Genomic DNA, 17,505 nt, shown 5'->3' with positions numbered 1-17,505 from the left:
CGATGACCTATGATCCCGCCAGCGCCAACCCGCTCGCCGGCAATCCGCTGGAAACCCGCGCCGATATGAGCCGCGCCCTGCTTGCGCTCTTCGATCCGCTGCTTGCCTGTTTCTCGAAGGGTAATGCCCGCGTCACCCTCAATGGCGGCGCCGCCCATTTCGACCGGGCGGCGGCCGATCTCGAAGGGTTCGCCCGCCCGCTCTGGGGATTGGCGCCGTTTGGCGCCGGCAACGGCGACTTCGCCCACTGGCATCGTTTCGCCGAAGGTCTCGCAAACGGCACTGATCCCACCCATCCGGAATATTGGGGAAAGGTCAATGGCCGCGATCAGCGGATGGTCGAGCTTGCCGCTCTCGGTTTTGCCCTGGCGCTGGTGCCGGAAAAGATCTGGGAGCCGCTCGATGCGCGCGCCCGCGGCAATGTCGTCGCCTATCTCAAGCATGTCAGGCAGTTCGATTATGCCGACAACAATTGGAAATTCTTCCGGATCTTCGTCGATATTGCGCTCGATCGTCTCGGCGCCGATTTCGACCGCAGCCTGACGCGGCAATATCTTGAGGAGCTCGAAGGCTTTTATATCGGCGACGGCTGGTATCGTGATGGAAACGTGCGTCGTATCGACCACTACATTCCCTTCGCCATGCATTTCTATGGCCTGATCTATTCGAAGCTCGTCGACGACGACTATGCAAAGCGCTACCGCGAGCGCGCGGTCCTCTTCGCCCGGGATTTCCGGCACTGGTTTGCCGCCGACGGGGCGACGATCCCCTTCGGCCGCAGCCTGACCTATCGCTTTGCCTGTGCCGGCTTCTGGTCGGCGCTCGCCTTTGCCGATGTCGAGGCTCTGCCCTGGGGCGAAGTCAAGCATCTCTGCCTGCAGCATCTGCGCTGGTGGAAGGATAAGCCGATTGCCGATCGCGACGGCGTGCTGTCGATCGGTTTCGGCTATCCGAACCTGCTGATGTCGGAGAGCTACAATTCCGCCGGCTCGCCCTACTGGGCCTTCAAGGCCTTCCTGCCGCTGGCGATCGCTGAGGATCACCCATTCTGGACGGCGAAGGAAAAAGTGCCGGAACAAGCACCTGACATCGTCTCCCAGCGTCATCCCGGCATGGTGATCATGCGGGCGGGCGGCGATGTCGTTGCGCTGTCTTCCGGCCAGGAAAACCTGCAGATGCGGTGCGGCACGGAAAAATATGCGAAGTTCGCCTATTCGGCCCGCTACGGCTTCAGCGTCGAGGCCGATGAGCGTGCCTTTGCGCTTGCTGCCTTCGATTCAGCGCTTGCCTTCAGCGATGACGGCCTGCACTACCGCGTGCGCGAAACGAACGAGGAAGCCAAGATCGCAGGCGAGGTGCTGTTTGCGAAATGGTCGCCTTTTGCCGATGTCGATGTCGAAACCTGGCTCGTGCCCGCCGCACCCTGGCATATCCGCCTCCATAGGATCAGGACAAGCCGGCCGTTGCGGATTGCCGAAGGCGGATTTGCTATCGGCCGCCGGGACTTCGAGCTGGATACGCTGTCCGCTTCGGGTGGGATTGCCTATGCGGTCGGCGAAGCCGATTTCACCGGCATTCTCGATCTCGGCTCTTCGGTCAAACGTTCGGGTATTGTCCAGAAGGCAATGCCCAACACCAATGTGATCGTCGCGAAAACCCTGGTGCCGCAGCTGCGTGGGCAGATTCCGGCCGGTGAAACCATCCTGGTGACGGCGGTGCTGGCGCTTGACGATCCCGCCGCCCTCTCGTCCGCCTGGACAAGACCGCCGAAAGCACTTGAGATTGCAGTGCTGGAGGCCCTGGTGAGGGAAAAGGGCGTCACAGTCAGCGCCATCGAAGCGCCTGGACAAATGCCATGAGCCAGCCGGCCATTATCCTTGCCATGCAACCGTCGCGCACGCAGCACGTCCTGCCGGATGAGGTCCTGCGCCGGTTGAGTAGTATTGGTCGCCTGCTGGATTCCAAGCCGCTGCAGCACTTCGACGACGAGCGTGCGAAACGTCTGCTGACCGAGGCGGAAATCCTGATCACCGGCTGGGGCGGGCCCTATGTCGGGCCCGAAATTCCCACTGCGGCGCCGCATCTCAAGTTCATCGTCCATGCGGCGGGCACGGTGAAAGGCGTCATCGACGACGCCATCTTCGAAGCCGGTATCCCGGTCAGCCATTCGGCCGAAGCCAACGCCGTGCCGGTGGCCGAATTCACGTTGGCGGCAATCATCTTCGCCGGCAAGCGCGTCTTCCGTTTCCGCGATCTCTACGTTGCCGACCGAAACCGCGACCGGACACATTTGATGCAGCGCGAAGCGATCGGAAACTATCGCCGCACCGTTGGCATCGTCGGCGCTTCGCGCATCGGCCGGCGCGTGATCGAGCTCTTGAAACCCTTCGACTATAGACTGCTGCTCTCCGATCCGACGCTTGATGCCGCCGAGGCCGCCGGCCTGGGAGCAGAAAAGGTCGATCTCGACGAATTGATGCGGCAAGCGGATATCGTTTCCCTGCATGCGCCGTCGCTGCCGTCGACGCAGCATATGATCGATGCGCGAAGGCTGTCGCTGATGAAGGACGGCGCGACGCTCATCAACACGGCGCGCGGCATTCTCATCGATGAGGCCGCCCTGCTTTCAGCGCTCAAGACCGGTCGCATCGACGCGGTCCTCGATGTCACCGATCCGGAAATCCCGGAGGCAGGTTCTACTTTCTACGATCTACCGAACGTCTTTCTGACACCGCATATTGCCGGCGCCATCGGGCTGGAACGGGCGCGCCTCGGCGAGATGGCGGTGGATGAGATAGAGCGCTTCGTGACCGGCAAGCCGCTGCTCTACCAGATCCATCAGGCAAATCTCGAAAACATCGCCTGAGGCGCGTCGAGGGCTTAGGCGAAGGGCTTCAGCGCGACGTCCTCAGCGAATTTGGCGAACCGTCATTGGCAAGTTCAGGCATGAGATCGGCAATCTCGACCACCTTGCCGGTGCGCGAACTCGTCAGCGCCGCAATGCCGCAGAGCACCGACATGGCACCCGCCCGCGTGCCGGCGCGTTGCGCAAGCTTGTCTTCCATGTCGGGCTTGAAGATCATGTTGCGCATCCGGTCGTCGCCGCCGTAATGGCCGCCGGTGAAATGCGGAACGACGATGCGCTCCACCGCCTCCTTACCATCAGGGAAATTGCGGATGAGGAGGATCGTGTCCTCCTTCGGCTCTTCCCAGGGCTGGGCCTCATATTGACGAAGCTCGATCCGGCCTTTGGTGCCGTTGAAGGCAAGGTGATGGCCTTCGATCGGCTGGAAGGTGTTCAGCGAATAGGAGACATGGACATTGTTACGATAACGGAGCGACACCACCATCGTATCGGGAATGTCGATGTCCTCGCGGAAGACGCAGCCATCTCGGAAGTAGCCGTCGATCTTCGAGGGATCCTCGTAGAGTGAATCGAGGAAGGGATCGACCTCTAGATCGAGATAGTAGTCACATTCATGCGCGTGCGGACAGAGCTTGCAGCGCGGGCCGCGGAACGGGCCTTTGCGGCCGTAATTCTGCAGGTCGGCGAAAGAGGTGACGGCTTCGGGATCGCTGTCGAGATACCAGTTCAGCAGATCGAAATGATGCGTGGCCTTGTGGACGAACAGGCTGCCGGAATTTTCCGTATAGGCATGCCAGCGGCGGAAGTAGTCGGCGCCGTGCTTGGTGTTCAGATACCAATGAAAATCGACTGAGGTGACCCGGCCGATCTCGCCGGCATTCAGCAATTCCTTGATCTTCGCAGCCGTCGGCGCATAGCGATAGTTGAAGGACACGTCGACCCGGCGACCAGTGCGCTTTTCGGCATCCAGAATCCGGCGAATCTTTTCGACCGAGGTCGTCATTGGCTTTTCGGTAATGACGTCGATGCCGGACTCCAGCGCCCGCACGACAATATCGTCATGCGTATGGTCGGGCGTACAGACGATGACCAGATCCGGCTTCTGCTCGGCAAGCATCGAATCGATGTTTTCGTAGAGCGGCGCATTGCTGCCGATCATGTTGCGGGCGCGCTCGCCGCGCAGCGAATTCCTCTCGACGATGGCGGTCAGGTCGACATGTTCGCGCCAGCCGGCAAGCAGATCCTTGCCCCACATGGTGGTGCCGCGGTTTCCCGTACCGATCAGGGCAAAACGGCGTTTCTCCATCGAATGATCCTCCTGCATGCGTGATGAAACAAATACTGAAATCAGGCCTGGCAGCAGCTCCTGAAGCGCTCGACGCAGGTGGCGATCACTTCGTCGGCCGGGCGTTTCCACCAGTTTTCGGCCGAAAAGATCTCCACCTCCTGCGCGCCGAAGAAACCGGCGGCCTCCACCATCCGTCTTATGCCTTTGAGGTCGATCACACCATCGCCCATCATGCCGCGGTCGAGCAGCATGTCCTTTGTCGGCGCCAGCCAGTCGCAGATGTGATGGGCAAAGATGCGTTTCATGCGGCCGGCGCGGGCGATCTGGTTGGCAAGATCGGGATCCCACCAGACATGGTAGACATCGACTGCAACGCCGACATCCTCGCCGAGCTGCTCGCACATATCGAGCGCCTGACTGAGCGTGTTCACGCAGGCACGGTCGGCGGCATACATCGGATGCAGCGGTTCGATGGCGAGTTTCACGCCGGCAGCCTGCGCATGCGGCAAAACGGCGGCAATGCCGTCGAACACCATTCGGCGCGCGGCGACGATATCCTTCGAACTATCAGGCAGGCCGCCGACGACGAGCACGAGGCAATCGGCGGAAAATGCTGCCGCCTCGTCGATGGCCCGCCTGTTGTCGTCGAGGTTTTTCTGCCAGTCGGCATCGTTCGCCGCCGGGAAGAAGCCGCCGCGGCAAAGGCCGGTCAGCTTGATGCCGTTCGATTTGACGATACGCACCGCCTCGTCGAGACCGACCTTGGCGACTTGGTCGCGCCAGGGGGCGATCGCAGTGATGCCGTGTTTCAGGCAGATATCGACGGCCTGCGCAAAACCGCATTGCTCGCGGATCGTCGCCAGGTTGATCGAAAGTCCTTCGACCTGCATGTTATTCTCCTCCCATCACTACAGCGCCGCGCGTCTCTTCAGACGCGCAAAGGACGCTGTAGCACTTTGAATTGCTGCATAATTTTGTCCTCAAACCGGTTCCGACTTAAGGACAAAATTATGCAGCAGCCCGTGCTTCAGTTGACGCCGTGGACGGCAAGCACCTGTTTCATGCGCGCCGTTGCGAGTTCCGGATCGGCGAGAACCCGGGCCTTGTCGGCCAAGCGGAAGAGTTCGGCAAGATGCGTCAGCGAGCGCGTGCTCTGCTGGCCGCCCACCATGACGAAATGGTCCTGCAGGCCGTTGAGATAGGCGAGGAAGACGACGCCGGTCTTGTAGAAGCGCGTCGGCACCTTGAAGATGTGGCGCGACAGCGGCACGGTCGGCTCCAGCAGATCGAAGAATTCATGGTTGCTCTTGCGGCCGAGCGCTTCGAGGGCTGCCGAGGCAGCCGGAGCGATCGCATCGAAAATGCCGAGCAGTGCGTCGGAATGGCCCTCTTCGTCGCCGGCGATCAGTTCGGCATAGTTGAAATCATCGCCGGTATACATGCGCACGCCTTTCGGCAGCCGGCGGCGCATCGCCACTTCCTTCTCCTTGGAGAGCAGCGAGATCTTGATGCCGTCGACTTTGTCGGCATGGGCCTCGATCACCTCGAGGCAGGTGGACATGGCTTGGATATGATCACCATTGCCCCAGTAACCTTCGAGCGCCGGATCGAACATTTCGCCGAGCCAATGGATGATGACGGGTTCCTTGACCTGGCGAAGGATCCGGTCATAGACGCGGATATAGTCGTCCGGCCCTTTGGCGGCGGCGGCAAGCGCCCGGCTCGCCATCAGGATGATGCGGCCGCCGGCTGCCTCCACGGTTTCGATCTGCTCCTCATAGGCCCTGAGGATCGTGTCGACGGTGACGTCGGGTCCCGGCGTCAGATGGTCGGTGCCGGCGCCGCAGGCGATCAGCGCATCCTTGCGGCCGGCCGCCTCACTGAGCGCCCGGCGGATGAGGTCGCGCGCTTCCGGCCAGCCGAGGCCCATGCCGCGCTGCGCCGTATCCATCGCCTCGGCAACGCCGAGGCCGAGATCCCAGAGCCGGTGGCGGAAGGCCAGCGTCCGCTCCCAGTCGATCGCCGGCGTCAGCCACGGATCGTTGTCGGCGAGCGGATCGGCTACGACATGGGTGGCGGCATAGGCGATGCGCGGAAAGGCCTTGGCGTCGCGCTTGGCGAGCGCGATCGGCGTGCCGGTCAGCGTGTAGGGAACGATCTTGCCGTCGAGAGGGAGATTGATCGTCGTCACGGCTCAGAACTCCAGTGCGGGAACGTCGAGCCAGCGGCGCTCGGCCCAGGATTTCAGGCCGAGTTCGGCAAGCTGCACACCCTTGGCGCCGGCTTCCAGGCCATAGGGCCACGGTGCGTCTTCGACGACATGGCGGATGAACATTTCCCACTGCGCCTTGAAACCGTTGTCGAAGGCCTGGGTATCCGGAACCTCGTCCCAGGTCTTGTAGAAGTCGATCGTCTGCGGCTGGTCCGGGTTCCAGACCGGCTTCGGCGTATTGACGCGGTGCTGGCTCCAGCATTTCGTCAGACCGGCGACGGCCGAACCATGCGTGCCGTCGACCTGGAAGGTGACGAGGTCGTCGCGGCGGACGCGGACGGCCCAGGAGGAATTGACCTGCGCGATCGCGCCGCCTTCGAGCTCGAAGGTCGCATAGGCTGCATCGTCGGTGTCGCAATCATAGGGCTTGCCCTGCTCGTCGATGCGGCGCGGAATATGCGTAGCACCGAGGCAGGAGACGGCTTTGACTTCGCCGAACAGATTATCGAGCACATAGCGCCAGTGGCAAAGCATGTCGAGGATGATGCCGCCGCCGTCGCCCTTGCGGTAGTTCCAGGAGGGGCGCTGGGCCGGCACGCCCCAATCGCCTTCGAAAACCCAGTAGCCGAATTCGCCGCGCACTGAGAGGATCTTGCCGAAGAAGCCGGAATCCCTGAGCAGCGCTAGCTTGCGCAGGCCGGGCAGGAAGAGTTTGTCCTGCACGACGCCATGCTTGAGGCCGGAGCCGCGCGCCTTGCGGGCAAGGTCGAGTGCCACCTGCAGATCGTCGGAGATCGGCTTTTCACAATAGACATGCTTGCCGGCATCGAGCGCCTTGGACAGAAGTTCGGCGCGCATCAGCGTCGTGCCGGCGTCGAAGAAGATCGTGTCGTCGGGATTGGCGAGCGCGGCATCGAGATCGGTCGACCAGCGCTTGATGTTATGCTTCTTCGCCAGCTCTTCCATCTTGGCGCCGTTGCGGCCGACGATGATCGGGTCGATCTCGAGTTTCTCACCCGATTTCAGCGTGATGCCGCCCTGGTCGCGGAAGGCGAGAATCGAGCGCACCAGGTGCTGATTGTAACCCATGCGGCCGGTGACGCCGTGCAAGATGATCCCCAAGCGTGCCATTTTTTCCTCCCAGCAGATTTTTGCGGCGGGAGCGGGCATCCTCGTCCGGTCCTCCCGAGCCGGTAACTAAACAGTTACTTGATGGCAGAAGATCAACGCGGCTGTCAATAGTCAAATCCGAATTTAGAGATTCAGCGCTTGATCGAGGTCAGTGTGACGTGGACGATATGCCTTTCCCAGGCATTGAGATGGGTCGGCTCGATCAGGTCGCGGCCGAAGATCGTCGAAAGCGTGTACTGGTTGGACAGGTAGAAATAACCGAGCGAGGCGATCGTCAGGTAGACATGCAGGGGATCGGCGGACTCGATGAAGACCCCCTGCTTTTTTCCCTGCTCGAGCACGTCCGAAAGCTCGCCGATCAGATGCGAATGCAGTTCCTTGAGCCGGACGGACTGGCGCAGCCAGCGGGCCCGATGCAGATTTTCCGTGCCGAGCAGGCTGAGGAATTCCGGATGCTGGAGGAAATAACGCCAGGTGAAGAGCGCTAGTTCGCTGATGCCTTCCTCGGGGCTGCGGTCGCCGATATGCAGCGCGCGCTCGGCGGTGCGGATGCCGACATAGGCCTCTTCGAGCACTCTGAGGTAGAGCTGCTCCTTGTCGCCGAAATAGTGATAGAGCATGCGCTTGTTGGTGCCGGCGCGCTCGGCGATGGCGTCGACACGAGCTCCGCCCATGCCGTTTTCGGCAAATTCCCGGGTTGCCGCGTCAAGGATAGCAGCGCGTGTCCGCTCCGGATCGCGTTGGGCCGTCCGTTCGGTAGATGGGCGCCGAGACCTTTTCTTTTCCCCATTCCCCCCGCTGTCGTTCATCTCTCCACCTCCGTCTCACATGTTGCGCTCATAAGCCTTCGGTGCGAAATTGTAAAAACCGAATTTGAAAGCCCCGCGAGCGACACCGCTTGACACGCTCGCCGCTTTGCCCGTAGCTTGTAACCAATTAGTTATTTATGCAAGGGTAACTAGGTTCGGAAGCGTGTGGAGGCGCTTCCCTTTGGAGGAGGAAAAGAAATGACATTCCGTGTAAACAGACGTAATTTCGTCGCGGGAGGCGCCACGCTTCTCTCGCTCTCGGCGCTGGGCACCAGCGCTTTGGCACAGGAAAAGCGCTTGCGTCTCCTGTGGTGGGGCTCGCAGCCGCGCGCTGACCGCACCAACAAGGTATCGCAGCTCTATCAGTCGAAGAATTCGGGCACCTCGATCACCGGCGAATTCCTCGGCTGGGGCGATTACTGGCCGCGCCTTGCGACCCAGGTCGCCGGTCGCAACGCGCCCGATGTCATCCAGATGGACTATCGCTATATCGTCCAATATGCACGGCGCGGCGCGCTCGCCCCGCTCGAATCCTATATGCCGGCCAAGCTCAACCTCGACGATTTCGACAAGGCGCAGATCGAAGGCGGCAGCGTCGACGGGCATCTCTATGGCGTCAGCCTGGGCGCGAATTCGGCGGCCACGGTCCTGAACACCACGGCCTTCAAGGAGGCCGGCGTCGATCTGCCGACTCAGGCGACGACCTGGGAAGAGTTCGCCCGTATGGGTGCGGAGATCACCAAGGCAGGAAAACGCAAGGGCATGTTCGGTTTGGCCGACGGCAGCGGCGGCGAACCGTTGTTCGAAAACTGGCTGCGTCAGCGTGGCAAGGCGCTTTATACCGCCGACGGCAAGATCGCCTTCGACGTGGACGATGCCTCCGAATGGTACGACATGTGGGCCAAGTTCCGTGAGGCCGGGGCCTGTGTTCCTGCCGATATCCAGGCTCTCGACAAGAACGATATCGAAACCAACACGGTCTCGCTCGGCAAGTCGGCCGCCGGTTTTGCCCATTCCAACCAGTTCGTCGCCTATCAGGCAATGAACAAGGACAAGCTGGCTCTGACCAACTACATGCGCATCAAGCCGGAATCGAAGGGCGGCCACTATCGCAAGCCTTCGATGTTCTTCTCGGTCTCCGCCCAGTCGAAAGCCGTGGATATGGCCGTGGACTACGTCAATTTCTTCGTCAAGAACCCCGAGGCAGCGCTGCTTCTGGATGTCGAACGCGGCATTCCGGAATCGAGCGCCATGCGCGAGGTCGTCGCGGCAAAGCTTGATGAGAACGGCAAGGTGGCATTGGCCTATGTCAGCGGCCTTGGCGAACTCGCCGGCAAATTGCCGCCGCCGCCGCCGGCCGGCGCCGGTGAAGGTGAGCTGATGTTACGCAACATCGCCGAACAGGTCGGCTTCGGACAGCTGTCCCCCTCCGACGGCGGCAAACAGCTTGTCGCTGAAATCACGCAGATTCTCGCACGAGGCTGATCCCGTATGAGCAATGCGATGCGCACGCCCGCAGGGGCCATCAATGTGGAAAGATATCAGGGGGCCGTGGCCGAAGGACGCTTCAAGCGTCTCTGGAATGCCAATGCTCCCGGCTATCTCTTCCTTCTTCCATGGCTCATCGGCTTTTTCGGGCTGACGCTCGGGCCGGCCCTGATTTCGCTCTACCTTTCCTTCACCGACTTCGACATGCTTCAGTCGCCGCGGTGGGTGGGAATGGCGAATTACGTGCGCATCGCCACGGCGGATCCGAAATTCTCGGCCGCCATGTATGTCACCCTGACCTATGTCGTCTTCTCGGTGCCGTTCAAGCTGACCTTCGCATTGCTGGTCGCCATGGCGCTGAACCGCGGCCTGCGCGGGCTGTCGGTCTATCGTGCCATCTTCTATCTGCCGTCACTGCTGGGCGGCAGCGTGGCGATCGCCGTGCTCTGGCGCCAGCTTTTCGCCAGCGATGGCCTCGTCAATGCCGCGCTTTCGTATTTCGGTATCGAAGGTCCGAGCTGGATCTCGCATCCGAACTATTCGATCTATACGCTGGTGGCGCTGTCGGTCTGGCAGTTCGGCTCGCCGATGATTATTTTCCTGGCCGGCCTGCGCCAGATCCCGCAGGATATGTATGAGGCCGCGAGCCTCGACGGCGCCTCCAAGTTCCGGCAATTCTACAAGATCACGCTGCCGCTTCTGACGCCGGTGATCTTTTTCAATGCCGTCGTCCAGACGATTGATGCCTTCAAGGCCTTCACGCCGGCCTTCATCATATCAGGCGGCACCGGCGGTCCGATCAACTCGACGCTGTTCTACACGCTCTACCTCTATCAGGAAGCCTTCGGCAATTTCCGCATGGGCTATGCCTCGGCGCTCGCCTGGATCCTGGTGGTGATCATCGCGATCTTCACCGCCTTCTCCTTCCTGACCTCGCGTTATTGGGTGCACTACGATGACTGAGATGACCGCTTCCGTCACTGCGGCCAGGCCGCCATCCGACATCACCAAACGCAGCCTGCCGGCGTCGCTCATCATCCACGCCCTGCTGATCGCCGCTTCGCTCCTCATGCTCTATCCGCTGTTATGGATGGTTTCGGCATCGGTCAGGCCGGAAACGGAGATCTTCTCGTCGACCTCGCTCATCCCGTCGTCGATCGATTTCTCCTCCTATGCGCGCGGTTGGGTCGGCCTCGATGTCAGCTTCGGCCGGTTCTTCTGGAATTCGCTGGTCATCTCGGTGCTCGTGGTGACGGGCAATGTCATCGCCTGTTCGCTGACGGCTTTCGCCTTTGCGCGGCTGCGTTTTGCCGGCCGGAATTTCTGGTTTGCGATCATGCTCGGCACGTTGATGATCCCCTATCACGTGACGCTGATCCCGCAATATGTGCTCTTTCTCGATCTCGGCTGGGTCAACACCATCCTGCCGCTTGTCGTACCGAAGTTCCTGGCAAGCGATGCCTTCTTCATCTTCCTGATGGTGCAGTTCTTCCGCGGTATTCCGCGTGAATTGGACGAGGCGGCGATGATGGACGGCTGCAGCGCTTGGCGCATCTATTGGAAGATCATGCTGCCGCTGTCGCTGCCGGTGCTGGCAACGGCCGCCATCTTCTCCTTCATCTGGACCTGGGACGATTTCTTCGGTCCGCTGATCTACCTGAACGACATGAACACCTATACGATCCAGCTCGGCCTGCGCACCTTCGTGGATTCCACCAGCGCATCGGATTGGGGCGGTTTGTTCGCCATGTCGACCCTGACGCTCGTGCCGGTGTTCTTCTTCTTCCTGTTCTTCCAGCGCCTGCTGATCGAGGGCATCGCCACGACGGGCATGAAGCGTTGATAGCGATGACGGGAAAGAGCGACATGAGCATCAGAACGGTCGCGATCGTCGGCTGCGGTATCGGCCGCTCCCATATCGTCGAGGGTTACCTGCCGCATTCCGACAAGTTCAAGGTCGTGGCGATCTGCGACCTGAACGAGCAGCGCATGGCAACGGTCGGCGATGAGTTCGGCATCGAACGGCGCACCACCTCTTTTGCGGAACTGCTGGCCGACGACACGATCGACATCATCGATATCTGCACCCCTCCCGGCATTCATCTGGAACAGGTGGTCGCAGCGCTTGCCGCCGGTAAACATGTCGTCTGCGAAAAGCCGCTGACGGGCTCGCTTGCCGCCGTCGATACCATCATGGCAGCGGAAAAGACCGCCAAAGGCGTGCTGATGCCGATCTTCCAGTACCGTTACGGCGACGGCATTCAGAAGGCCAAGCGGATCATCGACGCCGGTATTGCCGGCAAGCCCTATACCGCTTCGGTCGAAACATTCTGGCTGCGCAAGCCGGAATATTACGCCGTGCCTTGGCGCGGCAAATGGGCGACGGAACTCGGCGGCGTGCTCGTCACCCACGCCCTGCATCTGCACGACATGCTGATGCATCTGATGGGTCCGGCGGCAAGGGTCTTCGGCCGCGTCGCCACCCGCGTCAACGATATCGAGGTCGAGGATTGTGCCTCCGCCAGCCTGCTGATGGAAAACGGCGCCTTTGTCTCGCTTTCCTGCACGCTTGGTTCGCAGGAACAGATTAGCCGGCTCAGGTTGCACTTCGAGAATGTCACTTTCGAGAGCAGTCACGAGCCCTATACCCCCGGCAAGGACCCCTGGAAGATCATCGCCGCGAATGACGACGTGCGCGAGCAGATCGACAGGGTGGTTGGCGATTGGCAGCCGGTCGCGCCGCGTTTCACCACGCAGATGGGCCAGTTCCACGCTTTCCTCAGCGGCCATGCGCCGCTGCCGGTGACGACAAAGGACGCCCGCCGCGCGCTGGAACTCGTCACCGCCATCTACCAGTCTTCCGACAGCGGCGCTGACGTGTCGCTGCCGGTCGGTCCCGATAGTCCGAAATACGCCGATTGGCGCGCAAGAACGAAGTAACCGACAAAATAAAAAGAGAGGGTTTTGAGAAGATGGCAACCAGTGTCGTTCTTCAGAAGGTCGAGAAGCGCTACGGCGCGATGGATGTGATCCATGGCATCGACCTGACGATCGATCCCGGCGAATTCGTCGTTTTTGTCGGCCCCTCCGGCTGCGGAAAATCGACCCTTCTGCGCATGATTGCCGGCCTTGAGGAGATTTCGGGCGGCGCGCTGCTGCTCGACAGCGAGCGCATGAACGAGGTTGCGCCGGCCAAGCGCGGTATCGCCATGGTTTTCCAGTCCTACGCGCTCTATCCGCATATGTCGGTCTACAAGAACCTCGCCTTCGGCCTGGAGACGGCGGGTTACAAGAAGGCCGAGATCCAGCCGAAGGTGAAGCGCGCCGCCGAAATCCTGCAGATCGAGAAGCTGTTGGAGCGCAAGCCGAAGGCGCTCTCCGGCGGCCAGCGCCAGCGTGTCGCCATCGGCCGCGCCATCGTGCGTGAGCCGCGCATCTTCCTGTTCGACGAGCCGTTGTCGAACCTTGACGCCGAACTGCGCGTGCAGATGCGCGTCGAGATCTCCCGCCTGCACCGCAGCCTCGGCAATACGATGATCTATGTCACCCATGACCAGGTCGAAGCCATGACGATGGCGGACAAGATCGTGGTGCTGAATTCCGGCCGCATCGAGCAGGTCGGCGCGCCGCTCGATCTTTACAACAACCCGGCCAACCGCTTCGTCGCCGGTTTCATCGGCAGTCCGAAGATGAATTTTCTGAAGGCGCGCATCGAGCAGGTCGGCGAGACCGAAACCAGCATCCATGTCTGCGGCAATTCCGTCCGCCTGCCACGCCGGCTGAAAGGCGGGGCGGGAGAGGAGGTCACCTTTGGCATCCGTCCCGAGCATCTTTCGCTGGCCGATGGCGCAATCACGCTCTCGACCGTCAACGTCGATCTCGTCGAAAATCTCGGCGGCGCCACCATGCTCTACACCACCACGCCGGATAACCAGCTCCTGACCGTCGCGCTTGACGGCCAGCAGAAGGTGGAGCGCGGCGCCAATGTGAAGGCCTCCTTCGATCCGGCCCGCTGCCACGTCTTCGATGCTGCCGGCAAGACGATCTAAGCGCGCCGCTGCTTGACATCAGATCCTCCTCTGGCCCATCATTTCGGGAGGGGCCGCAGGGGGATCAAGCATGACGCCTGAAGATAGGATTCATGCGCTTGGCATCTGGCAGGGCCCGATCGAAATCTCGCCGATAGCAGGCGGCATCACCAACAGGAATTATCTGGTCAGCGATGCCGTCGCGCGCTGCGTGGTCAGGCTCGGCAGCGATATTCCGATCCATCATATCAACAGGCAGAACGAGCTTGCCGCAAGCCGTGCCGCCCATGCAGCCGGCATTTCGCCGGCGGTCATCCACCATTCGCCGGGCGTCCTGGTGCTCGAATATATCGAGGCGAGAGCGCTTTCGCCGGAAGATATCAGGACACCGCAAATGCTGGCCCAGGTCGTGCCGCTGGTCCGCGCCTGCCATCGCGACATTGCCCGGCATTTCCGCGGCCAGGCTATGATCTTCTGGGTCTTCCACGTCATCCGCGACTACGCCGCCAATCTGAAGGTGTCGAAGAGCGCCTATCTTCCGCTGCTGGCGGGGCTCGTCGGCAAGGCTGATATGTTGGAAGAAGCGGCAGGACCTTTCGAGATCGCCTTCGGCCATAACGACCTGCTGGCCGCCAACTTTCTCGATGACGGCAAACGGCTCTGGCTGATCGACTGGGACTATGCCGGATTCAACACGCCGCTTTTCGATCTTGGCGGATTGGCCTCCAACAACGAACTCTCGGAAGCGGCCGAGCGCGCGATGCTGGAGACCTATTTCGACCGGCCGCTGACCGATAATCTCAGCCGGCGCTATACCGCGATGAAATGTGCCTCGCTGCTACGCGAGACGCTCTGGAGCATGATTTCGGAAATCCATTCCACCATCGTTTTCAATTACGCCGGCTACACGGCCGAAAATCTCGCGCGCTTCGAGCGCGCCTATCAAGCCTTTGAACAGGACCAATAAATGACGAAGGAATTACCGAAGACGGCGAAAGCCGTGGTCATCGGCGGCGGCATCATAGGCTGCTCGACGGCCTATCATCTTGGCAAACTTGGCTGGACCGATACCGTCCTGCTGGAGCGCAAGAAGCTTACCTCGGGGACCACCTTCCACGCCGCCGGCCTCGTCGGCCAGCTGCGCACCAGCGCCAACATCACCCAGCTTCTCGGTTATTCCGTCGATCTCTACAAGCGGCTGGAGGCGGAAACGGGCCTCGGCACCGGCTGGAAGATGAATGGCGGCCTGCGCCTTGCCTGCAATGAGGAACGTTGGACCGAGGTCAGGCGCCAGGCGACCACCGCCCAGTCCTTCGGCCTCGAAATGCAATTGCTGACCCCGCAGGAAGCCTTCGATCTCTGGCCGCTGATGACGGTCGACGATCTCGTTGGCGCTGCCTTCCTCCCGACCGACGGCCAGGCCAATCCCTCCGACATCACCCAGGCGCTGGCAAAGGGCGCCCGCATGTCCGGCGTTTCGATCTTCGAGGATATGGAAGTCCTCGACCTCGAAATCGACAAGGGAAAGATCCGCGCCGTCGTTACGGCGCAAGGGCGCATCGAATGCGAGCGCGTCGTCGTCTGCGCCGGCCAATGGACGCGCGCCTTCGCCGCCCGCTTCGGCGTCAACGTGCCGCTCGTCTCCGTCGAGCATCAATACATCATCACCGAATCCTTCGGCGTGCCCTCCAACCTGCCGACGCTGCGCGATCCCGATCGCCTGACCTACTATAAGGAGGAGGTCGGTGGCATCGTCATGGGCGGCTACGAGTCGAACCCCATTCCCTGGGCGAAAAGCGGCATCCCCGAAGGTTTCCACTACACGCTGCTGGACAGCAATTTCGACCATTTCGAACAGATCATGGAACAGGCGCTCGGCCGCGTTCCGGCGCTGGAAAACGTCGGCGTCAAGCAGCTGCTGAACGGCCCGGAAAGCTTTACGCCTGATGGCAACTTCATTCTCGGCGAGGCACCGGAGCTGAAGAATTTCTTCGTCGGCGCCGGTTTCAACGCCTTCGGCATCGCCTCGGCCGGTGGTGCCGGCATGGCGCTTGCCGAATGGGTGACGAAGGGCGAACCGCCCTATGATCTCTGGCCGGTCGATATCCGCCGTTTCGGCCGGCCGCATTTCGATACCGACTGGGTGCGGACACGCACGCTCGAAGCCTATGGCAAGCATTACACCATGGCCTGGCCGTTCGAGGAACATTCGAGCGGCCGCCCTTGCCGCAAATCGCCGCTCTATGACCGGCTGAAGGCGCAGGGCGCCTGTTTCGGCGAAAAGCTTGGCTGGGAGCGGCCGAACTGGTTTGCCGATCTCTTCGCCAACGAGGAGCCGAAGGATGTCTACAGCTACACCAGGCAGAACTGGTTCGACGCGGTCGGCCGCGAGCATAAGGCCGTGCGCGAAGCGGCCGTCATCTTCGACCAGACCTCCTTTGCCAAATTCGTGCTGAAGGGCAGGGATGCCGAGGCAGCGCTATCCTGGATCGCCGCCAACGATGTCGCAAGGCCTGTGGGATCGCTTGTCTACACGCAGATGCTGAACGACAAGGGCGGCATCGAATGCGACGTGACGGTCGCCCGCATCGCCGAGAACGAATATTACATCGTCACCGGTACCGGCTTCGCCACCCATGACTTCGACTGGATCGCACGCAATATCCCGGCGGCGATGCATGCCGAGCTGGTCGACGTCACATCCGCCTATTCCGTGTTGTCGCTGATGGGACCGAATTCCCGCGCCGTGCTGGAAAAGGTAACGGGCAGCGACGTCTCGAATGCAGCCTTCCCCTTCGGCAAGGTCAGGACCGTCGGCATTGCAGGCTGCCCCGTGCGGGCCCTGCGCATCACCTATGTCGGCGAGCTCGGCTACGAACTGCATATTCCCGTTGAATATGCGACCACGGTCTATGACGTGCTGATGGCATCCGGCGGCGAGCTCGGCCTCGTCAATGCCGGCTACCGCGCCATTGAGAGCTGCCGCCTGGAAAAGGGTTATCGCGCCTGGGGGTCGGATATCGGTCCCGACCATACGCCTGTTGAGGCCGGTCTCGGCTGGGCGGTGAAGATGCGGAAGAATATTCCCTTCCGCGGCCGTGAGGCGATCGGGCAGCAGCTTGCGGGTGGGGTGAAGAAGCGCCTCGCCTGCTTCATTCCCGAGGATGCCGATGCGGTGCTGCTCGGCCGCGAAACGATCTATCGCGACGGCAAGCGCGTCGGCTGGCTGTCGAGCGGCGGCTTCGGTTATACGCTGGGCAAGCCGATCGGCTACGGCTACGTCCGCAATCCCGACGGCGTGACGGAAGATTTCGTCCTCTCCGGCACCTATGAGCTTGATGTCGCGCGGAAGCGCATCCCCTGCAAGGTATCGCTGTCGCCGCTCTACGATCCCGATATGGCGCGGGTGAAGGCCTGACCACGCGGTTTGGGTTTGCCGTGCCTCCACGTCAAAGCGGGGTGATCGCGTCTTGCACCCTCTTCTCCCCAGCGGGGAGAAGGTGGCCCGAAGGATCGGATGAGGGGGCCACACGGCACACCGTTCATTGTTGCTCTTCGCTTGCGCTCAGCGCATTCGCGGCACTGCCGCTCACCCCCTCAACCGCCTGCCGGCACCTTTGTAACTTCCCTTTACCCGCTGTTGGCGCTGTAATGCCTATTGCGGTGGTGGATGGAAGACCGAT

Annotated in this window: 14 protein-coding genes; 9 read left to right on the top strand and 5 right to left on the bottom strand. The window is 61.4% G+C overall.

What is annotated here, in order from left to right; all coding sequences use genetic code 11:
* Window positions 1-2 precede the first annotated feature (2 nt).
* Both HX899_RS24200 and HX899_RS24195 read left to right on the top strand, forming a co-directional pair.
* Window positions 3-1,859: a DUF2264 domain-containing protein gene (locus tag HX899_RS24200; protein ID WP_181293597.1), complete on the top strand. Its 1,857-nt coding sequence runs from the start codon at window positions 3-5 to the stop codon at window positions 1,857-1,859.
* Entirely contained in the window at window positions 1,856-2,866 is a 1,011-nt protein-coding gene (locus HX899_RS24195; RefSeq protein WP_181293596.1) for a hydroxyacid dehydrogenase, read from the top strand. Before HX899_RS24200 ends, HX899_RS24195 begins: the two co-directional genes overlap by 4 nt.
* Window positions 2,867-2,894: 28 nt before the next feature.
* On the opposite strand, the gene HX899_RS24190 is transcribed toward HX899_RS24195, so the two are convergent.
* The 5 genes from HX899_RS24190 to HX899_RS24170 form a co-directional block, all read right to left on the bottom strand.
* Entirely contained in the window at window positions 2,895-4,172 is a 1,278-nt protein-coding gene (locus HX899_RS24190; protein ID WP_181293595.1) for a Gfo/Idh/MocA family protein, read from the bottom strand.
* A gap of 41 nt (window positions 4,173-4,213) precedes the next feature.
* Complete coding sequence (locus HX899_RS24185) at window positions 4,214-5,044, bottom strand: sugar phosphate isomerase/epimerase (protein ID WP_171599953.1); 831 nt, start codon at window positions 5,042-5,044, stop codon at window positions 4,214-4,216.
* A 137-nt stretch (window positions 5,045-5,181) separates the two neighbouring features.
* Entirely contained in the window at window positions 5,182-6,345 is a 1,164-nt protein-coding gene (locus tag HX899_RS24180) for a dihydrodipicolinate synthase family protein (protein WP_181293594.1), read from the bottom strand.
* A 3-nt stretch (window positions 6,346-6,348) separates the two neighbouring features.
* The gene (locus tag HX899_RS24175; RefSeq protein ID WP_020052297.1) at window positions 6,349-7,497 is read right to left on the bottom strand and encodes a Gfo/Idh/MocA family protein; all 1,149 of its coding nucleotides are present in this window, start codon (window positions 7,495-7,497) and stop codon (window positions 6,349-6,351) included.
* A gap of 131 nt (window positions 7,498-7,628) precedes the next feature.
* Complete coding sequence (locus tag HX899_RS24170; RefSeq protein WP_138332054.1) at window positions 7,629-8,306, bottom strand: TetR/AcrR family transcriptional regulator; 678 nt, start codon at window positions 8,304-8,306, stop codon at window positions 7,629-7,631.
* A gap of 198 nt (window positions 8,307-8,504) precedes the next feature.
* Here HX899_RS24170 and HX899_RS24165 point away from each other — a divergent pair, with 198 nt between their 5' ends.
* From HX899_RS24165 to HX899_RS24135, 7 genes are all read left to right on the top strand, one after another.
* A complete protein-coding gene (locus HX899_RS24165; RefSeq protein WP_138332055.1) occupies window positions 8,505-9,791 on the top strand; it encodes an ABC transporter substrate-binding protein in 1,287 nt (428 codons plus the stop codon).
* Window positions 9,792-9,797: 6 nt separating this feature from the next.
* Window positions 9,798-10,757, top strand: coding sequence for a carbohydrate ABC transporter permease (locus tag HX899_RS24160; protein WP_017962699.1), 960 nt, complete (start codon window positions 9,798-9,800; stop codon window positions 10,755-10,757).
* On the top strand, window positions 10,750-11,637 hold the full coding sequence (locus HX899_RS24155; RefSeq protein WP_138332056.1) for a carbohydrate ABC transporter permease: 888 nt from the start codon (window positions 10,750-10,752) through the stop codon (window positions 11,635-11,637). Before HX899_RS24160 ends, HX899_RS24155 begins: the two co-directional genes overlap by 8 nt.
* Before the next feature lie 23 nt (window positions 11,638-11,660).
* Window positions 11,661-12,734: a Gfo/Idh/MocA family protein gene (locus HX899_RS24150; protein WP_210273834.1), complete on the top strand. Its 1,074-nt coding sequence runs from the start codon at window positions 11,661-11,663 to the stop codon at window positions 12,732-12,734.
* A 32-nt stretch (window positions 12,735-12,766) separates the two neighbouring features.
* Window positions 12,767-13,843 carry an ABC transporter ATP-binding protein gene (locus HX899_RS24145; RefSeq protein ID WP_138332058.1) on the top strand — a complete coding sequence of 359 codons (1,077 nt, stop codon included), beginning with the start codon at window positions 12,767-12,769 and terminating at the stop codon, window positions 13,841-13,843.
* Window positions 13,844-13,913: 70 nt separating this feature from the next.
* Window positions 13,914-14,789, top strand: a complete 876-nt coding sequence (locus HX899_RS24140; RefSeq protein WP_181293593.1) for a choline/ethanolamine kinase family protein — start codon at window positions 13,914-13,916, stop codon at window positions 14,787-14,789.
* Window positions 14,790-17,240, top strand: a complete 2,451-nt coding sequence (locus HX899_RS24135; RefSeq protein ID WP_181293592.1) for an FAD-dependent oxidoreductase — start codon at window positions 14,790-14,792, stop codon at window positions 17,238-17,240.
* The last annotated feature ends 265 nt before the right edge of the window (window positions 17,241-17,505 follow it).

The sequence above is a fragment of the Rhizobium sp. WYCCWR 11146 genome (assembly GCF_013591995.1).
Classification (GTDB): domain Bacteria; phylum Pseudomonadota; class Alphaproteobacteria; order Rhizobiales; family Rhizobiaceae; genus Rhizobium; species Rhizobium indicum.
Note: the sequence above shows the minus strand (reverse complement) of the source record. Positions and strands in the feature narration are given on the sequence as shown.